This is a genomic window from Cellulomonas sp. ATA003, assembly GCF_031582905.1.
In the GTDB taxonomy this organism is placed as follows: Bacteria; Actinomycetota; Actinomycetes; order Actinomycetales; family Cellulomonadaceae; genus Pengzhenrongella.
In genome coordinates this window covers 1,195,323-1,213,195 of sequence record NZ_CP133990.1, presented here as the reverse complement: position 1 = coordinate 1,213,195, position 17,873 = coordinate 1,195,323, and the positions used below count along the sequence as shown (strand labels likewise).

The following is a 17,873-nucleotide window of genomic DNA, read 5'->3' as shown; positions in this document are numbered from 1 at the left end:
ACGTGCGGTGCGGGGCCCCGGCGTGCGGACGACGTCAGGCCTTGGCGGCCGCGGCGTCACCCGACTCGTCGTCGTCGGCTGCGGCAGCGTCGGTCGCAGCAGCGTCGGCGTCGTCGGTCGTGGCGGCACCCGTGCGCGCCGCGAACGCCTCGGTGATCTTCGCCTGGGCGTCGGCGAGCGCGGCGCTCTCCTCGGCCGTGAGCTCGACGTCGTCCTCGTCCAGGTCCGCGTCGTCCTCCGCGTCGGCGAGGGCGGCCTCGGCCGCCTCGTCGTCGGCGTCGGAGCCGATGAAGTCGGAGAGGTCGACCGCGGTGCCGGCGGCGTCGGTCACGGTGACCTGCCGCAGGGCGAGCGCGAGGGCCTTGGAGCGGGCGACCTCGGCGACCATGGCCGGGACCTGGCCCTGCTCGTCGACCGTCTTGATGAACGTGTTCGGGTCCATGCCGTACTGGCGCGACGCGCTCACGAGGTACTCGAGGAGCTCGTTCTGGTCGACGCGGACCTCGAGCTTCTCCGCGAGGGTGTCGAGCAGGATCTGGTTCTTCAGCGCGGTGGCGGCCTGCTCGGCGACCTCGGCGCGGTGCTCGTCGTCCTCGAGGCGGTTCTCGGACTCCAGGTGACGGTGCACCTCGGCCTCGACGACGCCGGCCGGGACCGGGATCTCCACGGCCGCGAGGAGCTGCTCGAGCAGCAGGTCGCGGGCCTGGACCGCCTGGTTGGACGCCTTCGCGCCGGACGCCTGCTCGCGCAGGTCGGCGGTCAGCTCGTCGAGGGTGTCGAACTCGCTCGCGAGCTGGGCGAAGTCGTCGTCGGCGGCGGGCAGGTCGCGCTGCTTGACCGACGTCGCGGTGACCGACACGTCGGCCTGCTCGCCCGCGTGCTCGCCACCGGCGAGCGCGGTGGTGAACGTGGTGCTCTCGCCGGCGGACAGGCCGGTCAGCGCCTCGTCGAGGCCCTCGAGCATGTTGCCGGAGCCGATCTGGTAGCTCACGCCGCTCACGGAGTCGACCTCCTCGTCGCCCACCTTGGCGGTGAGGTCGACGACGACGAAGTCGCCCTCGGCCGCGGGGCGGTCGACGCCGACGAGGGTGCCGAAGCGCTCGCGCAGCGCGTCCAGGCGACCGGCGACGTCCTCGTCGGAGACCTCGACGTCGTCCACCGTGATCGTCAGGCCGTCGAGCGCGGGCAGCTCGATCTCCGGGCGCACCTCGACCTCGGCGGTGAAGTGGAGCGACGACGAGGTGTCGGACAGGTCCGGGACCTGCGTGATCTCGATCTGCGGCTGGCCCAGCGGGCGCAGCGCGTTCTCGCGCACCGCACCGGAGTAGAACGACTGCATGCCGTCGTTGATGGCGTGCTCCAGCACGGCACCGCGCCCGACCCGCTGGTCGATGATGCGCGGCGGCACCTTGCCCTTGCGGAAGCCGGGGACCGTGACCTGGCTGCCGATGTGGGAGTAGGCGTGGTCGATGCTCGGCTTGAGCTCGTCATACGTCACCTCGACGGTCAGCTTGACCTTGGTGGCGTCCACGGACTCGACGGCGCTCTTCACTTCAGTGGTCTCCAACTGCTCGGGTGGCTGTGCCGGGGTGCCGGCGGCAGGTCTGCTCTCGGTGCGGCGTCGCGGCGACCGGGTGTGATCACCCCGCCCCAGCCGCACGTGCCGGCGCGTGCGGGCATGGCGAACCGCTCGCGCAACGGCGTCGATGCTACGCCACCGCCCCGTCGGGCCGCCAAAGCATGCCCGGGCGCCCGGCCAGCGCCCGGTCAGCGCCCGTCGGCCTCGGTCAGCGCGACGCCGCGCCGGATGGTCAGCGCGACGCCGCGCCGGGCGGGCGGCGCGCGCCCCGCGTGGGGGTGCGGTGGTCGGGTCCTCGGGCCACGCGTGCTTGGGGTACCGCCCCCGCAGCTCTGACCGCACTTGCGGGTAGCCCGTGCGCCAGAACGAGCCGAGGTCGGCGGTCACCGCGGCGGGGCGTCCGGCCGGGGACAGCAGGTGGAGCAGCAGCGGCACCCGGCCGTCCGCAAGCCGGGGCGTGCTCCGCCACCCGAACGTCTCCTGCAGCCGGACCGCGAGCACCGGCTGGTCGGCGTCGTAGTCGACCCGCACCGCGCTGCCGCTGGGCACGGTCACGCGCTCGGGGGCGAGCTCGTCGAGCCGCGCCGCGGCGGGCCACGGCAGCAGGCGGCGCAGCGCGCCGATCACGTCGACGCGTCGCAGGTCGTCGGTCCGGCGGATGCGCCCCAGCTCGGGGCCGAGCCACTGCGCGAGGTCGGTCAGGAGGGCGTCGTCGGACACGTCCGGCCACGGGTCGCCGAGCGCCGCGTGCAGGAAGGCGAGGCGACGGCGCAGCGCGAGCGCTGCCGCGGACCACGGGAGCACCGCCAGACCGTCCCGCGCGAGTCCGGTCCGGACCGCCTCGGCGACGAGCGCGGGCGGCGGCTGCGTGAGGGTCGTGGCGGAGAGCTCGATCGCGCCCAAGGCGGTGACGCGGCGCGCGACGACGCGGCCGTCGACCCACTCGACGACGTCGTCGTCGGTCAGCAGCGCGGGGGCCGCGCGGCGGGCGAGGTCCTCGTCGAGGGGCGCGGCGGCCCGGATCGTGGCGTCGCGGCGGCCGGTGGACCGGTCGGCGTCGGCGACCGCGAGCCACGGCGTCCCGGTCAGCGGCGACGGCCCGGTCAGGACGGCGCCGGTCCCCGAGGCCATGAGGTAGGCCGACCCGCCCGGTCGCAGGTGCGCGATGCGGTCCGGGTGGGCGAGCGCGACGACGAGCCCGACGGCGTGGTCGTCACCGAGCCGCTCCCCGTGCGGCAGCACGACGGTGCCGCCGGCGTCGTCCGGCAGGGCGGTGAGGAGCTGCCGGGTGGCCTGCGCCCACGCCGCGGCGCCCGGCCCGCCGCGGCGGACGTCCCGCAGGGCGGCGGCGAGATCGGCGCCGGGGGCACGCACGTCCTCGCCGAGCAGCGCGACGACCTGGGCGGCGCGGCGTGCCCCGACCACCGGGGCGGCGTCGAGCAGGGCACGGGCCAGCCGCGGGTCGGCGCCGACCCCGGCGATGACGCGCCCCCGCGCGGTGACCGCGCCGCCGGCCTCGTCGGTGCCCGGGGTCAGCGCCCCCAGGGCGGTGAGCGTGCGCCGGGCCACCGCCATGGCCGGCGCGGGCGGCGGGTCGAGGAGCGCCAGGTCGGCGCCGTCGGCGCTGCCCCAGCACGCGAGCTCGAGCGCGAACGCGGTGAGGTCCGCGGTGGCGATCTCGGGCCGGGCGTGCGGCTCGAGGCGGGTGTGATCGGTCGGCGACCAGCAGCGGTACACCGCACCGGGCCCCTGCCGGCCGGCCCGACCGGCGCGCTGCGTGGCACCGGAGCGGCTCACCCGCACGGTCACCAGGCCGGCCAGTCCGCGGCGGTGGTCGGTGCGGGGCTCGCGCGCCAGCCCGGCGTCGACGACGACGCGCACGCCCGGCACCGTCAGCGACGACTCGGCGACGGCGGTCGACACCACGACACGGCGGCGCGGCCCCGCGGCCAGCGCGAGGTCCTGCTCGGCGGGGTCGAGCCGTCCGTGCAGCGGGCGGACGTCCGCGTCCACTCCCCGAGCCGGCGCACGATCCCGCCGACCTCGCCGGCACCGGGCACGAAGACCAGCACGTCGCCGTCCTTCTCGCGCAGCGCCCGCCGGACGGACGCCGCGACGTGGTCGAGGAACGCCGGGGTCACGCCCCGCTCGTCCAAGGGCAGCACCCCGCGCGGGGCGGCGCCCACACCCGTTCGACGGGGTGCAGGGACGCCGGGACCTCCACGACCGGGGACGGGCCCGGGCCCGGGCCACCGAGCGTGGCTGCGGTCCGTCCGGCCTCGAGGGTCGCCGACATCGCGACGACGGGGATCTCGCGCAGGTGCGCGCGGACGTCGACGAGCAGGGCGAGGCACAGGTCGGCGTCGAGGTGGCGCTCGTGGACCTCGTCGAGCACGACGGCGCCCACTCCGGGCAGCTCGGGGTCGCGCTGCAGCCGGCGCAGCAGCACCCCGGTGGTGACGACCTCGACGCGGGTGGCGGGGCCGCTGCGGCGGTCGCCCCGCACGGCGTAGCCGACCGTGGCGCCCACCGGCTCACCGAGCAGCGCGGCGAGCCTGCCGGCCGCGGCACGGGCGGCGAGGCGTCGCGGCTGGGTGACCACGACCCTGCCGTCGACCGCGGCCGCGAGCGCGGGTGGGACGAGCGTGGTCTTGCCGGCGCCGGGCGGGGCCAGCAGCACCGCGGTGCCGTGGGACCGCACCGCACGGACGAGCTCGGTCAGTCCGGCGGCGACGGGGAGGTCGGGCGGGTCCCGCAGCAGACGCCGCAGCGCGTCGTCGGTCACCGCGTGCACCTCCATGCCGTGACCGCCGGGGCGACGCACCGGACCGGTGCGACAGGGTCGGGCTGGCGGGATTCGAACCCGCGACCTCTCGGTCCCAAACCGAGCGCGCTACCAACCTGCGCCACAGCCCGTGGCGCGGCCGAGTCTAGTGGCCGTGCCCGTCCGGCCCGCCGCGCGCGTTACCGTCGGGGTGGGAGCGCGACGCCCGTCCGCGCCCGCCACCTCCCGCAGGCACCGTCTCGACCACCGGGAACTCCTCGGCGCGTCGGTACGTTCTGCCGCACTGGACCGCCCGACCGGGCACACCCACCGGTACCCACCCCACCGGTACCACCCCGCGCGCCGCGAGCCGGCCACAGCACGAGGAGCAGCCCGACGTGAGCAACCGCAAGGCCGAGACCGCCGAGCGCAAGGCCCGCATCGCCGCCATGCAGGCGGCGCAGCGCAAGGCCGAGCGGCGTCGCACCACGATCATCGCGGCGGTCGTCGGCGTGATCGTCCTCGCGCTGGTCGCCGTGACCCTGGTGATCGTGCTGGGGCAGGAGTCGGAGAACAACGCGCAGGAGGACGCCATCGAGCGTGCCGCGCAGCAGGACATCGAGGGCGTCGAGGAGTTCGAGGGACTCGGGAACTCGCACGTGTCGACCACGGTCGAGTACGAGCAGGTCCCCCCGGTCGGCGGCGACCACAACGCCGTGTGGCAGAACTGCGGCGTCTACGGCGAGCCGGTCGCCGACGAGAACGCCGTGCACTCCCTCGAGCACGGCGCCGTCTGGATCACCTACGACCCCACGCTCCCGGCCGACCAGGTCGAGGCGCTGGAGGCGAAGGCGGCGTCGAACAACTACGTGCTCGTCTCACCGTACGAGGGCGTCCCCACGCCCGTCGTCGCCAGCGCCTGGGGCCTGCAGCTCCAGCTCGACGACGCCGCGGACGAGCGCCTCGACGTCTTCCTGCGCAAGTACGTGCGCGGTGACCAGACGCCCGAGCCCGGCGCGGCCTGCTCCGGCGGGACGGGGACGCCTGAGTGAGCCGCCGCGTCGCCGCCGTCGTCGCCCTGCTGACCTCGGCCGCCCTCGCGCTCGGCGTGCTGGTTGGGTCGGTGCTGCTGCGGCCGTCGGAGCTGTCGGTCCCGGCCGACACGTCCGCGGCCGCCGGCTTCGCGCGGGACATGCAGGCGCACCACGGCCAGGCCGTCGAGCTGTCCCGTCTGGTGCGGGACCGGACGGACGACGAGGAGCTCCGCACGGTGGCGCTGGACATCCTGCTGACCCAGCAGAACCAGGCCGGGCAGATGACGGGGTGGCTCGAGGTGTGGGACCTGCCGCAGTCCGGCGCCGGCGAGCCCATGGCGTGGGCCGGCGACGACCACGACCACGGCGGCGGGTCCGGGGACCCGGACGCCCCGACGGGGTACGCCGCCATGGCCGGCTGGGTCAGCAGCGAGGACCTGGCGCGACTGCGGGACGCCGAGGGCGTCGAGGCGGAGCGGATCTACCTCGAGCTCATGATCCCGCACCACCGCGGCGGGGTGGAGATGGCCGAGCTGGCGCTCGACCGGGTCGACGTGCGGTACGTCCGGGACCTCGCCGACGCCATCGTCCGGTCGCAGGACGCGGAGATCCAGGTGCTCGAGACGATGCTCGCCGAGCGCGGGGGGCCGACCGGCTGACGCGTGCGGCCGACCGGACCGGGCCGTGACGGGACACCCGCCGCGGACCCGCTACCCTGGTGCCGCCGACCGGCTCGACCGGTCACGCGGGTGTAGCTCAATGGTAGAGCCCCAGTCTTCCAAACTGGCTACGCGAGTTCGATTCTCGTCACCCGCTCAACCACCGAAACCCCCACGCCACCTGCACGAACGGCGTGGGGGTTTCTCGCGCTCGCCTGCGTCACCCGGCGTCCGTCGAGCAGACCCGTGCTGGACGCCGAGCGCGCCGGGCGCGCCCACGCCCGTCAGTGCGCCAGCGGTCCTACCCACGCCTGGATCGGCGGGAACGGCGACTGCTTGCAGCCGGGTCCAGCGTGGCCCCGACGCTCTTGACCCCGGGGTCGTGGGCGCCATCTCCTTCGCGCCCCACCGAGATGCGGACTCGATGTCGGTCGCCATCACGCGGCATGCCGGAGTGACGCGCTCGATGGGGATTGTGCTCCAGTAGGCACGTGGACGCTTCCGAGGTCGCCCGACAGTTCGCTCTCGGCGGCGGGGCGAGGTTGTCTGACGGTCCTGTCGCGCGAGGCAAACAGGGCGTGGTGTGGCGCCTGGACACGGCGGATGGCCGTTGGGCGGTGAAGGTGGCGTTCAACGAGTCCGCGGAGGACGAGGCGCGGCTGTCGGCGGAGTTTCAGGAAGCGGCGTACGTCGCCGGCGTGCCCACACCGAAGGTCCGACGTACGACCGACGGGTACGTGGTCGCGGACGTGGGCGGCCGGCAGGTGAGGGTGTACGAGTGGGTCGATCTCGAAGCCCCGGACACTGCTCTCGACCCGGCGCTCGTGGGCACGGTCGTGGCCCGTCTCCACGGCGTGGAAGTTCAGGACCCTCGGCCGGTACACCCGTGGTACTGCGAGCCGGTCGGCGCTGGTCGCTGGGACGAGGTGGTCGAGCAGGCGCGCGCCGCCGGCGCACCGTTCGCCGGTCGGCTCGCCGAGCTGCGCGATGAGCTGGTCGCGCTCGAGTACTGGATCGAGCCGCCCGGGACGGTACGCACATGCCACCGCGACCTGTGGGCCGACAATGTGCTGCCCACGGCGGGTGGCGGGCTCTGCGTCATCGACTGGGAGAACAGCGGATCGGCAGATCCGAGTCAGGAGCTCGCATGCGTGCTGTTCGAGTTCGGGCGCTCCGATCCGGGTCGAGCGCGCGCCCTGATCGCGGCCTACCACGACGCCGGCGGCTCGGGACAGGTCGACCGGCCGGGGCACTTCTCGATGCTCATAGCCCAGCTCGGGCACATCACTGAGATGGCGGCGATGGACTGGTCGCAGCCCAACCACCGCTCCCCCGACCGCGCGGACTCGAACGCCTGGATCAGCGAGGTGCTCGACGATCCACACACCCGCAGGTCGCTTCGAGAGCTCCTCGATGTGGCCCGCGCCATGACGCCCCGCCTGGGGACCTGAGGCTCGGGGCATCTCCAGCACCGGATCTTCACGTACCCAGCCCGTGCGGCCCGGGGCTGGGGCTGGGAGCTGGGCTGAGGGCGCATGTGATCAGGCCACCTCATCCACGGGAGGCGCGCGAGCGCCTGAACGAGTCCGGAGACGTGGGCGATGAGCCTGGTCTGGTCGAGAGCGACAGCGGCGAAGCCGAGTCCTCCGACTGCGGCGGACCAGTCGGCCAGCGCCGCCCGCCCCGGCGGTGCCAGCCTTCGCAGTCCCACCACGAGGCCCAGGCCCAGGAGCGACGTGAGAAGGAAGAGCCACCGAGCAGTCAGCCACCGGGTCGCGCCGTGCTCCACGAGCGCGTCACACCACCCCCGGACGCTCGCCCAGATCTGCTGCTGTGTTCGAGCGTGCGCGGAAACCTGCATCGGCCTTGTGGAGCGGCCCGTACACCGGCAACCGTGTGCCTATGCACCGGTCACGTTGCGTCAAGGTCGGTGGGATCAGCCTGGAGGTCGACGCCGTCGGGGCCGGCGAGCCGGTGGTCATCATCCAGACCGCCCTCGACGCTGACGAGCTGCGCCCGCTGGCTGGGCAGGTGGCGAGGCTCGGGCGCCACCGCTCGCTGCACTACCACCGCCGCGGCTACGGCCGGAGCAGCCCGGTCGACGGTGAGGCATCGATCGCACGCGATGCCGCCGACTGCCGGGACCTGATCAGCGCACTGGGCATCGCACCGGCGCACGTCCTGGGCGCCAGCTACAGCGCGGCGGTGGCCATGACCCTCGCGTCGATGGCTCCCGAGCAGACTCGTACGGTGACTGCCATCGAGGCTCCACCCGGTCGCTCGCCGGAGTTTCGCGCCGCCAACGCCCGACTCTTCGACACCTTCCGACGGCAGGGCGCAGCGGTCGCGCTCGACGAGTTCATGACCATGCTCACCGGTCCCCACTGGCGGGTCGAGCTCGACGGGGCCCATGCCGGCTCCGTGTCCGCGCTGGAGCGGGACGCGGCGACATTCTTCGGGCACGACGTCCCGGCACTTCAGTCCTGGGATTTCGACTCTGCGCAGGCGGTGAGGATCACCTGCCCGGTGTTGTACATCGGGGGCGCGGACACCTGGCCGATCTTCGAGCGCATGCGACGCGAGACGCTGGCGGTGCTCCCACATGCACAGAGCGAGACCATCACCGGCGCCGGACACCTCGTCGCCTCCACCCACCCGGTGGAGACCGCGCACCGAGTCTTCGAGTTCTTGGAACGCCACGCTGACACGGGGTGAACATCTCCGCCCCGCCAGCGGTCGCCCGAGCCCGACGGGTCCTCCGTACGGCCTGCCAGAGCCCGACGGAGGTGCCGGCAACCCGCGCTCAGCCGTCATCCGTCGCAGGACGTCCTGGTCACCGAGGTGCGCCACCACTCGACCCTACGGACGCCCTCGCGGACGCGCGTCCTCGGTGCCCTTCTCGCGCTGAACGACCACGCGTACAGTGACGGACACGTCAGGGCCTCGCTCGTCCCGGGTGGTGCGTGCTGTGGTGCGGATCTCGCTCTACGCCGACGATCGCGCGGCGGCGGTCCCGCTGCCCGGGCTCGGACCCAGCGCAACGGTCACGGCTCACGACGGTGCCCCCGACCACGTCGGCCCGCCGGTGACGGACCGGCTCGCGGCGACCAGCACGGTCGTCGACCTCGAGGTCGACCGGACGCGGGACGCCTGGGACGAGCTGCACCGGATCGTGGGGGCTGCGCCCGGGATCTCCGGGTCGGTCGAGGGCACGGTGCGGCCCGGGGACCCGCTGGCCGCCGGGCTCCTCCCCGCTCGGCCGACGTCCGTCACTGGTCGCAGGGGGCGGTCCGAGCGCCCCGGCCCGGTGCGGGGCCCGCCGGGGAGGGCGTCACGATCGGGCACGCCGACACCGGCTGGGCGCCGCACCCGGCGATCGCGCCGGAGACGTGGGACCTCGCTCGCGCGCTCAACGCCTTCGACGGGTCACCGGATGCCGGCGACCCGGTGCTGCGCTTCGACCCCTTCGACGGGCACGGGACGGCCACGGCGTCGGTCATCGCCGGCGGGCGCGACCCGGGGCCGGGCACGACGACGATCGCCGGCATCGCACCCCGATCGGTGCTCGTCCCGGCGCGCTGCGCCAACGGCGTCATCCTGTTCTCCGACCAGCTCCTCGCCCGTGCGCTCACCCACTTCGCGGGCCTGGAGCAGGTCGACGTCGTGACGATCAGCCTGGGCGGCATCCCGTCGGTCCTGCTGCATGACGCGCTCACGCGCCTGGTCTGGGACGCCAACGTGATCGTCGTCGCCGCCGCCGGCCAGCGGTTCCCCGCCTGCGTCTACCCCGCCGCGTACGGCGACTGCATCGCCGTCGCGGCCACGACCAGCACGGATCGTCCCTGGCGGCACACGACGGCGTCGCCCCGGATCGACGTCGCCGCGCCCGGCCACGGGGTGTCCGTGGCCGACTTCTCCCGTGACGGCCGGACGCCCGTCGTGCGGGCGGGGTCCGGCACCTCGTACGCGACCCCGCACGTCGCGGGGGCGGCGGCGCTCTGGGTGAGCCACCACGGGCGGGACCACCTGCGCGCGCGGTACCGGGACGGGCCGCCGTTGCAGCACGTGTTCCACGAGCTCCTGCGCACGACGGCCCGACGCCCCGACCCCCTGCCGAGCCCCGGGCCGGACGACGTCCGCTTCGTCGACCTCGTCCGGCCGCTGACCGCCTGGCGCCAGGACCGGTTCGGCGCGGGGATCCTCGACGTCGAGGCCCTGCTGGCCGCCCCTCCCGGCGGGCGGCGGCCCCAGGACGCCACCGCGGCGGAGGGACGACCTCGGGCACTGGTCCGGCGTCCTGGCCGACGTCCTGCACCTGCGGGACGCGGAGTCGACCGACGCCGTGCTGACCGAGCTCGGCATGGCCGACCAGCCGCATCCCGATCTGCTCATGGCCGAGCTGTGCTCGCTGCTGTTCCACGTCGACGCGAGGTCGCTCGCGGGTCTCCAGATGCGCGATCGCCCCACGCGCCTCGACGGGATCCGCACCGTGTGCCGTGCCACGGCGTCCCGCACGCTCCAGCGGGCGGTCCACGTCCCGGTGTGAGGCGCCGCCGGCCGCGCGGCGGCCCGTCGCGCGCGGCGCACCCCCGCGACGGGCCCGAGGTCCTCACGTGCGGCCTTCTCACGTGCGTGGCCCGCCGCTCAGCCCCTAGGGTGCGACCCGGGCGGGACGACGACGGGGAGCATCGGTGCGGCTGGAGTGGTGGTCCCTCGGCGCATGGGCCACCGGGCTCCTCCTGGCCCTCGAGCTGGCCCTGCTGCTCGTCGCGCTCGTCGTCGTCCCCGGGAGCGGCGGCCGTCGTCGGCCCTCGCCTGGATCCTGCTGTTCGTGCTGGTCCCCGTGCTGGGGGCGCTCGTGTTCGCCGTCATCGGCAGCCCGAAGCTGCCCCGCGGGCGCCAGGCCAAGCAGCGCACCATGGACGCACGGATCGACGCGCGGGCCCGCGCCGTCGTGCCGGACGTCGCCGTCCGGGACCAGCACGCGCATACCCCGCCGTGGCTGCCTTCGATCGCCCGGCTCAACCGCACCCTGGGTGCGATGCCGCTGCTCGGCGACAACGACGCGCGCCTGCTGACCGGCACCGACGACCAGCTCGCCGCCCTCGTCGAGGCGGTGCGCGGCGCGCGGCACTACGTGCACGTCGAGTTCTACATCCTGTGCCTGGACACCACGACGGCGCCCTTCTTCGCGGCCCTGTCCGACGCCGTCGCGCGGGGCGTGCGGGTGCGGGTGCTGCTGGACCACCTCGGCTCACGCGGGTACGGCGGGTACCGCGCGACGCTCGCGGAGCTCGACCGCTCCGGGGTCGAGTGGCACCTCATGCTGCCGGTGCAGCCGCTGCGGGGCCGCTACCAGCGCCCGGACCTGCGCAATCACCGCAAGCTCGTCGTCGTCGACGGGGAGCAGGCCTTCCTCGGGTCGCTCAACATGATCGACCCCGGCTACAACCGGGCCGCCAACCGCCGCCGCGGGCTGGTGTGGCGGGACCTGCTGGTGCGCCTGACCGGCCCCGCGGTGCAGGAGGTCGACGGCCTGTTCGTCACCGACTGGTTCAGCGAGACCGACGAGCTGCTCGAGCCGCAGCGCGAGCGCGGGCCGGACGCGCTGCGTCCGGCCGGGGACCTGCTGTGCCAGGTCGTGCCGAGCGGCCCGGGTTTCGACGTCGAGAACAACCTCGTGCTGTTCAACAGCCTCATCTACCGCGCGGAGCGCCGGGTGAGCATCACGAGCCCGTACTTCGTCCCGGACGAGTCGCTGCTCATGGCCATCACGACCGCGGCACGCCGGGGCGTGGACGTCGAGATGTTCGTCGGCGAGACCGGGGACCACCGGGTCACCTTCCACGCCCAGCACTCCTACTACCGCGCATTGCTCGAGGCGGGCGTGCGGCTCCACCTCTACCCGGCGCCGTCCATCCTGCACGCCAAGCACCTGAGCATCGACGAGGACGTCACCGTCGTGGGGTCGTCCAACATGGACATGCGCTCGTTCGGGCTCGTCCTCGAGGTGTCCCTCATGACGTGCGGCCGGGAGTTCGCCGACCAGCTGCGCGCGCTCGAGGACTCCTACCGCGCGGTGTCCCGCGAGCTCACCCTCGAGGAGTGGTCCCGGCGGTCGTTCGGGCACGGGGTCGTCGACGGGCTCGCCCGCCTCACGTCCGCGGTGCAGTAGCCGCGAGCGCGAGCGACGCCGCGCCGGACGGTCAGCTGTCCCCCGGGTTCGCCGACGCCGTCGGCTCCGGCTCGTCGCTCGAGCAGCCCTCGTCGCCCGCGGGCTCGCTGCGCTCGGAGATGCTCTGCCCGCCGCTGTCCCGCACCTCGACGATCGGCGACGCGATGCCGGTGTCCCCGGCGGCCGCGAACGCCGCCTCGCAGACCTCGACCGCGTCCGCGTCGCCGGCGTCGAGCGACGTCGACACCACCACCGTGAACTCGTCGACGTCGACGCTCTGGACCTCGCCGTACCAGGTCTCGGAGCCGGAGGACTCGGCGAACGCCGCCTCGACGTCGTTCGCCGCACCGGCACCCGCACCGGGGGCCGGCGTCTGGACGCCCGCTCCGTCCTCGTCCTCGGGCGCGGTGGTCGTCTCGGGCTCCTGGGTGGAACGCGGGCCGATCAGGTCGGGCGAGATCTCCGGGTCGAGATGACCGGTGCCGCCGGACGTGCACCCGCCGAGGAGGAGAGCTGCCGCCGTCGCTGTCACGAGCCGCTTCATGCTGAGCCTTTCGTCGTCGGACCTGCAGGGACCAGCCTGCCCCAGCCGCGGCGATCGCGTGCGGTGAGGCCCCGTCTTGGCACCCGGTGAGCGGGGCCGCTACGGTCACCGCAGCCGGTACCGGCACCAGGACGACGAGTACGCAAAGGAGAGGACGAGCCGTGGAGCGCCGCAGCACCACCCCGGTCATCTCCCTGGTCACGCCTCCGCTCACCCGCGCCCTGGTCGCGCCGGTGCCCTGTCGCTGTCGTCGGAGCGCCGGCCCAGCGCCTCGTCACCACTGACGACGGCCGGCGCTCGCCCCGCCTCGGCGCGCACCGCGCCGACAGCTCGCCCGGCCCCGCCGAGCCGCACCGCGCACGGCGCACCTCGCTCGCAGGGGCGCACCGGATCGCGCACCGGGCCGGCACCGCCGGCATCACGCGCACCACCCGTTCGAGAGCCCGGGGAACACCCCGGTCGCCGGACGGCGTTCCACCCCCAGCCCCGCACGCTCCCGCACACCCGGGCCGCCCACGGCCCCTTTCCGGAAGAGGACACATGGCTCGCATCTACGACGACGTCACCGCACTGGTCGGCAACACCCCGCTGGTCCGGTTCAACCGACTCACCGAGGGCGCCGGCGCGACCGTCGTCGGCAAGCTGGAGTTCTACAACCCGGCGAGCTCGGTCAAGGACCGCATCGGGGTCGCGATCGTCGACGCCGCCGAGGCCTCCGGCGAGCTGCCCCCGGGCGGCACGATCGTCGAGGCGACCAGCGGCAACACCGGCATCGCCCTGGCCATGGTCGGCGCGGCCCGCGGGTACGACGTCGTGCTCGCGATGCCCGAGACCATGTCCAAGGAGCGCCGCGCGCTGCTGCGCGCCTACGGCGCCGAGCTCGTCCTGACCCCGGGCTCCGGCGGCATGCGGGGCGCCGTCGAGCAGGCGGAGAAGATCGCGGCCGAGCGCCCGGGCGCCGTCCTCGCGCGTCAGTTCGCCAACGCCGCCAACCCCGAGGTGCACCGCCGCACGACGGCCGAGGAGATCTGGGCCGACACCGACGGCGCCGTCGACATCGTCGTCGCGGGCATCGGCACCGGGGGCACCATCACCGGCGTCGGCCAGGTGCTCAAGGAGCGCAAGCCCGGCGGGCAGATCATCGGCGTCGAGCCGGCCGAGTCCCCGATCCTCAACGGGGGCGCCCCCGGCCCGCACAAGATCCAGGGCATCGGCGCCAACTTCGTCCCGGACATCCTCGACACCGCCGTCTACGACGAGATCATCGACGTCGACGCCGACACCTCGGTGGCCGTCGCGCGGGACGCCGCCAAGCGCGAGGGCCTGCTGGTCGGGCTCTCCTCCGGCGCCGCGATCCACGCCGCCGTGCAGGTGGCGCACCGCCCCGAGAACGCGGGCAAGCTGATCGTCGTCATCATCCCGTCGTACGGCGAGCGCTACCTGTCCTCCATCCTCTACGCCGACCTCCTCGACTGAGCGGGCGGACAGCGCACCCATGACACGGCTCCTGCCATGACCGGGCCCCTCCCGTGACCCGGCTCCGGCGCTTCCTCGGCGTGCTCCGCGAGGACCTCGACGCCGCGGTCCGGCGCGACCCGGCCGCGCGGTCGCTCGCCGAGGTCGCCCTCGGGTACCCCGGCGTGCACGCGGTGTGGGGGTACCGGGTCGCGCACCGGATGTGGCGGGAGCCCGGCCTGCGGCTGCCCGCCCGCCTGCTGTCGCAGGCGGTGCGGGCGGCCACCGGGATCGAGATCCACCCCGGCGCGCGGATCGGTCGGCGCCTGTTCATCGACCACGGCATGGGCGTGGTCGTCGGGGAGACCGCCGAGGTCGGCGACGACGTCGTGCTGTTCCACGGCGCGACGCTCGGCGGCAAGGCGATGCGCCGCGGCAAGCGGCACCCCAGCCTGGGCGACGGCGTCGTCGTCGGGGCGGGCGCCAAGGTGCTCGGCCCGGTGTGGGTGGGCGACGGGGCGCAGATCGGCGCGAACGCCGTCGTCATCGCGGACGTCCCGCCCGGATCCGTCGCCGTCGGCGTCCCGGCCCGGGTGCGCCCGCGGCCACGTACGCTGCCCGATGCCGTGGACGTCGACGACCCGGCGATCTACATCTGAGCGGGGTGCTTCCCCGCGGCGACGCGAGGGAGCGTGCGATGCGTCTGGGGTACCACACCGGCTACTGGTCGGCGGGCCCGCCCCGGGCGCGGCCGAGGCCGTCGTCGCCGCCGACCGCCTCGGCTTCGACTCGGTGTGGACCGCCGAGGCGTACGGCTCCGACGCACTGACGCCGCTCGCGTGGTGGGGTGCGCGCACCACCCGCGTCCGGCTGGGCACGGCGATCGCGCAGATCTCCGCGCGCACCCCCACCGCCGCGGCGATGGCCGCGCTGACGCTCGACCACCTCTCCGGAGGGCGCTTCACGCTCGGGCTCGGCGCGTCAGGCCCCCAGGTGGTCGAGGGGTGGTACGGCCAGCCCTACCCGCGCCCGCTCGCCCGCACCCGCGAGTACGTCGCCGTCGTGCGGGACGTGCTGCGCCGCGAGGCCCCGGTGCGGGCCGACGGCGAGTTCTACCGGCTGCCGTACCCCGGCGGCACCGGGCTGGGCAAGGCGCTGCGCTCGACCGTGCACCCGCTGCGCGCCGACCTGCCGATCCACCTCGCGGCCCAGGGGCCGCGCAACATCGCGCTCGCCGCCGAGGTCGCCGACGGCTGGCTCCCGCTGTTCTACTCCCCGCGGATGGACGCGACGTTCCGCGAGCAACTCGCCGACGGCTTCGCCCGGCGGGACGGCGCGCTGCGCCCGGTCGACGCGTTCGAGGTCACCGCGACCGTGCCGATCGTGCTGGACAACGACGTCGAGCGGGCGGCCGACGTCGTCCGGCCGTTCATCGCGCTGTACGCCGGCGGGATGGGCGCTCCCGGCGCGAACTTCCACCGCGACGCCCTCGACCGGCTCGGCTACGCCGAGGCGTGCGACGAGATCGCGGCGCACTACCTGGCCGGCCGCCGGGCGGAGGCGGCCGCGGCCGTCCCGCTCGAGCTCGTCCAGGACGTCGCCCTCGTCGGCCCGCCGGACGTCGTGCGCGCCCAGCTGCCGTCGTGGCGCTCGACCGCGGTGACCACCCTGCTGGTGCAGACCGACCCGCGCACCCTCCCCGCGGTCGCGGAGGTGCTCGCCGACGTGTGACCGCACCGACGGCGCCCTCGCGCCCCGCCGGGCCACCCACCCGTCGGACCACCCGTCGGACCAGCCGTCGGACCAGCCGTCGGACCGGCCGTCGAACCGCCCCGTGGATCGGCGCGGATCTTTTCGTCCCTTTCCTCTACACCTGCCCGAACCGTGTCCGATGGGGAACGTGCAGACCCGGGCGTCACCTCGCCCGACGCCCGCACGGCGGGGCCACCCACCCGGCCGCGCACGCCAGCTCGCATCCCACGGCGACCACTTGGAGACACATGCGACCGCTCACCGACCCGTCCCGCTCGATGGCACGACGGGTCCTGGCCGTCACGCTCGCCGTGCTGTGCATAGCCGGGGGTGTCGCACCCGCACACGCTGCCCCGCTCCCCCGGGGCCCACAGCGCCCGCGCCGGCCCCCCACCCCGTCGACGCCTACGTCCCCTACCAGGGCCAGAGCACCTGCGACCCGACGGTCAAGCCGGGGGCGAAGTACGTCATCGACATGCTGCTCGCCCACTACAAGATCGGCCGCAACGCGGGCATCGCCCGGGGCTGCACCGTGGGCGGGACGAGCGAGCACAAGGAGGGTCGGGCGGTCGACTGGGCGGTCAACGTCGCGAACCCCGCGCAGAAGGCGGCCGGAGACGCGTTCGTCGCCTGGCTGACCGCCGTCGGACCGGACGGCAAGGTCGCCTACAACGCCCGGCGCCTGGGCGTGATGTACGTCATCTGGAACAAGCGGATCTGGAACAACTCCAGCGCGAGCTCGGGGTGGAAGCCCTACACCGGCGCCCAGCCCCACACCGACCACGTCCACATCTCGCTCAGCTGGAACGGCGCCTACCAGCGGACCTCCTGGTGGACCGGCACGGCGCTCCCCACCGAGGCCACGACGAGGCGGTACGTCGCGCTCGTGTACGGGCACCTGTTCAACCGTCAGGTCGACCCGTCCGGCCTGACGACCTGGACCACCGCGCTGACCAGCGGGGTGCCGCGCACGGCCGTGGCGGACTCGATCACGTCGTCCACCGAGTACCGCTCCGGCCTCATCAACGGTGCGTACCGCGAGTTCCTCGGTCGCTCGGCGGAGCCGGCGGGCCTGGCAGGGTGGTTGCAGCACATGGTGCGCGGCTCGACGATCCAGACCATGGAGTCGGGCTTCCTGGCATCGCCGGAGTACTACGGCAAGGCGGGGTCCACGGACGCCGGCTGGGTGCAGATGCTGTACCGGCACGTGCTGTCGCGCGAGGCCGCGCCGGCCGAGATCCAGGGGTGGGTCGACAGGCTGAGCCAGGGCACCAGCCGGCAGGCCGTGGCCATGGGGTTCCTGATCTCCACCGAGCGGCTCACCACCGTCGTCGACGGCTACTACCAGCACCTCCTGGGGCGGGGCATCGATCCCGCCGGCCAGCGCACGTGGGTCTCCTCGATCCAGAACGGCGTGCGCACGGAGCAGATCATCGCCAGCATCGTGGCGAGCGCCGAGTACTACCTCAAGGCCGAGAACTACCGGGGTGAGTCGCGCCGGCGCGCCATCCGCGCACGGCACCGCTCACCCCAGGACGACGACGCTCTCGAACGAGTCCGCACCGAGACGGCCGATCGCTGCGAGGCGGTCCCCGAGCACGATGACCCGCTCGGCCCCGGCCGGCAGGCCGCTGCGCCACAGGCGGTCGCCGTCGGCGACCCGGAACACGGTCAGGTGCAGCGCGCCGTCGGCGCTCCCCGGGACGGCGACCCGCACGCCGTCGGTGAGCGGCGTGCTGAGCGCGGGGTCCTCACCGCTCTCCAGCGGGGTCGACCAGAGGACCTCGCCGGTCCGCACGTCCCAGGACTCCATCGTGCCGTGACCGTGCACGACGAGGCGCCCGCCGATCCGCACGAGGACCCGAATCGGGGCGGGGCGGTCCCACAGCACGTCACCCGAGCCGACGTCGA

At 74.5% G+C, this 17,873-nt stretch carries 13 protein-coding genes, 2 tRNA genes and 4 pseudogenes; 12 read left to right on the top strand and 7 right to left on the bottom strand.

The window, feature by feature from the left end; genetic code table 11:
• Positions 1–34: 34 nt before the first annotated feature.
• The 5 genes and pseudogenes from tig to REH70_RS06025 all read right to left on the bottom strand — a co-directional run bounded on the left by tig (position 35) and on the right by REH70_RS06025 (position 4,495).
• Positions 35–1,552: a trigger factor gene (gene tig, locus REH70_RS06045; protein WP_396134728.1), complete on the bottom strand. Its 1,518-nt coding sequence runs from the start codon at positions 1,550–1,552 to the stop codon at positions 35–37.
• A 375-nt stretch (positions 1,553–1,927) separates the two neighbouring features.
• A pseudogene (locus REH70_RS06040) lies at positions 1,928–3,532 on the bottom strand (ATP-dependent helicase C-terminal domain-containing protein); the annotation flags it as partial.
• Complete coding sequence (locus tag REH70_RS06035) at positions 3,472–3,720, bottom strand: hypothetical protein (protein WP_310753196.1); 249 nt, start codon at positions 3,718–3,720, stop codon at positions 3,472–3,474. The gene REH70_RS06035 and the pseudogene REH70_RS06040, both read right to left, overlap by 61 nt.
• Entirely contained in the window at positions 3,717–4,364 is a 648-nt protein-coding gene (locus REH70_RS06030; RefSeq protein ID WP_310753195.1) for a DEAD/DEAH box helicase, read from the bottom strand. Before REH70_RS06030 ends, REH70_RS06035 begins: the two co-directional genes overlap by 4 nt.
• A 57-nt stretch (positions 4,365–4,421) precedes the next feature.
• Positions 4,422–4,495 (bottom strand) — tRNA-Pro (locus REH70_RS06025).
• A 246-nt stretch (positions 4,496–4,741) separates the two neighbouring features.
• On the opposite strand from REH70_RS06025, the gene REH70_RS06020 reads away from it, so the two are divergent.
• From REH70_RS06020 to cls, 8 genes and pseudogenes are all read left to right on the top strand, one after another.
• Complete coding sequence (locus REH70_RS06020) at positions 4,742–5,395, top strand: DUF3105 domain-containing protein (RefSeq protein ID WP_310753193.1); 654 nt, start codon at positions 4,742–4,744, stop codon at positions 5,393–5,395.
• Positions 5,392–6,036: a DUF305 domain-containing protein gene (locus REH70_RS06015; RefSeq protein ID WP_310753191.1), complete on the top strand. Its 645-nt coding sequence runs from the start codon at positions 5,392–5,394 to the stop codon at positions 6,034–6,036. The genes REH70_RS06020 and REH70_RS06015 overlap by 4 nt, the downstream gene beginning before the upstream one ends.
• Positions 6,037–6,122: 86 nt before the next feature.
• Positions 6,123–6,193, top strand: a tRNA-Gly gene (locus REH70_RS06010).
• 334 nt (positions 6,194–6,527) lie between these two features.
• Positions 6,528–7,487 carry a phosphotransferase gene (locus REH70_RS06005; RefSeq protein ID WP_310753189.1) on the top strand — a complete coding sequence of 320 codons (960 nt, stop codon included), beginning with the start codon at positions 6,528–6,530 and terminating at the stop codon, positions 7,485–7,487.
• Between the two features lie 382 nt (positions 7,488–7,869).
• Positions 7,870–8,751, top strand: a complete 882-nt coding sequence (locus tag REH70_RS06000) for an alpha/beta hydrolase (RefSeq protein ID WP_310753187.1) — start codon at positions 7,870–7,872, stop codon at positions 8,749–8,751.
• Positions 8,752–8,877: 126 nt separating this feature from the next.
• Positions 8,878–9,996, top strand: a pseudogene (locus REH70_RS20440) (S8/S53 family peptidase); the annotation flags it as partial.
• A 382-nt stretch (positions 9,997–10,378) separates the two neighbouring features.
• The gene (locus tag REH70_RS05985; RefSeq protein WP_310753181.1) at positions 10,379–10,582 is read left to right on the top strand and encodes a hypothetical protein; all 204 of its coding nucleotides are present in this window, start codon (positions 10,379–10,381) and stop codon (positions 10,580–10,582) included.
• Positions 10,583–10,756: 174 nt separating this feature from the next.
• Complete coding sequence (cls, locus tag REH70_RS05980) at positions 10,757–12,211, top strand: cardiolipin synthase (protein ID WP_310753179.1); 1,455 nt, start codon at positions 10,757–10,759, stop codon at positions 12,209–12,211.
• Positions 12,212–12,242: 31 nt separating this feature from the next.
• Here the strand turns inward: cls and REH70_RS05975 are convergent, their stop codons facing one another.
• Positions 12,243–12,755 (bottom strand): hypothetical protein, encoded by a 513-nt coding sequence (locus REH70_RS05975; protein WP_310753177.1) that lies wholly within the window; start codon positions 12,753–12,755, stop codon positions 12,243–12,245.
• A gap of 540 nt (positions 12,756–13,295) precedes the next feature.
• Between REH70_RS05975 and cysK the strand changes: the two genes are divergently transcribed.
• The 4 genes and pseudogenes from cysK to REH70_RS20435 form a co-directional block, all read left to right on the top strand.
• Positions 13,296–14,231, top strand: a complete 936-nt coding sequence (gene cysK, locus REH70_RS05970) for a cysteine synthase A (RefSeq protein WP_310753175.1) — start codon at positions 13,296–13,298, stop codon at positions 14,229–14,231.
• Positions 14,232–14,284: 53 nt separating this feature from the next.
• Positions 14,285–14,869, top strand: coding sequence for a serine O-acetyltransferase EpsC (gene epsC / locus REH70_RS05965; RefSeq protein ID WP_310753174.1), 585 nt, complete (start codon positions 14,285–14,287; stop codon positions 14,867–14,869).
• Between the two features lie 38 nt (positions 14,870–14,907).
• A pseudogene (locus tag REH70_RS05960) lies at positions 14,908–15,941 on the top strand (LLM class F420-dependent oxidoreductase).
• A 160-nt stretch (positions 15,942–16,101) separates the two neighbouring features.
• A pseudogene (locus tag REH70_RS20435) lies at positions 16,102–17,412 on the top strand (DUF4214 domain-containing protein); the annotation flags it as partial.
• Between the two features lie 75 nt (positions 17,413–17,487).
• On the opposite strand, the gene REH70_RS20430 reads toward REH70_RS20435, so the two are convergent.
• Positions 17,488–17,853, bottom strand: a complete 366-nt coding sequence (locus REH70_RS20430) for a PQQ-binding-like beta-propeller repeat protein (RefSeq protein WP_396134727.1) — start codon at positions 17,851–17,853, stop codon at positions 17,488–17,490.
• Between the last annotated feature and the right edge of the window lie 20 nt (positions 17,854–17,873).

What these genes read in the sequence shown, in the direction of transcription:
- cls (WP_310753179.1), top strand. Translation starts at nt 10,757, where the DNA reads ATGGGCCACCGGGCTCCTCCTGGCCCTCGAGCTGGCCCTGCTGCTCGT.
- REH70_RS05975 (WP_310753177.1), bottom strand. Translation starts at nt 12,755, where the DNA reads ATGAAGCGGCTCGTGACAGCGACGGCGGCAGCTCTCCTCCTCGGCGGG.
- cysK (WP_310753175.1), top strand. Translation starts at nt 13,296, where the DNA reads ATGGCTCGCATCTACGACGACGTCACCGCACTGGTCGGCAACACCCCG.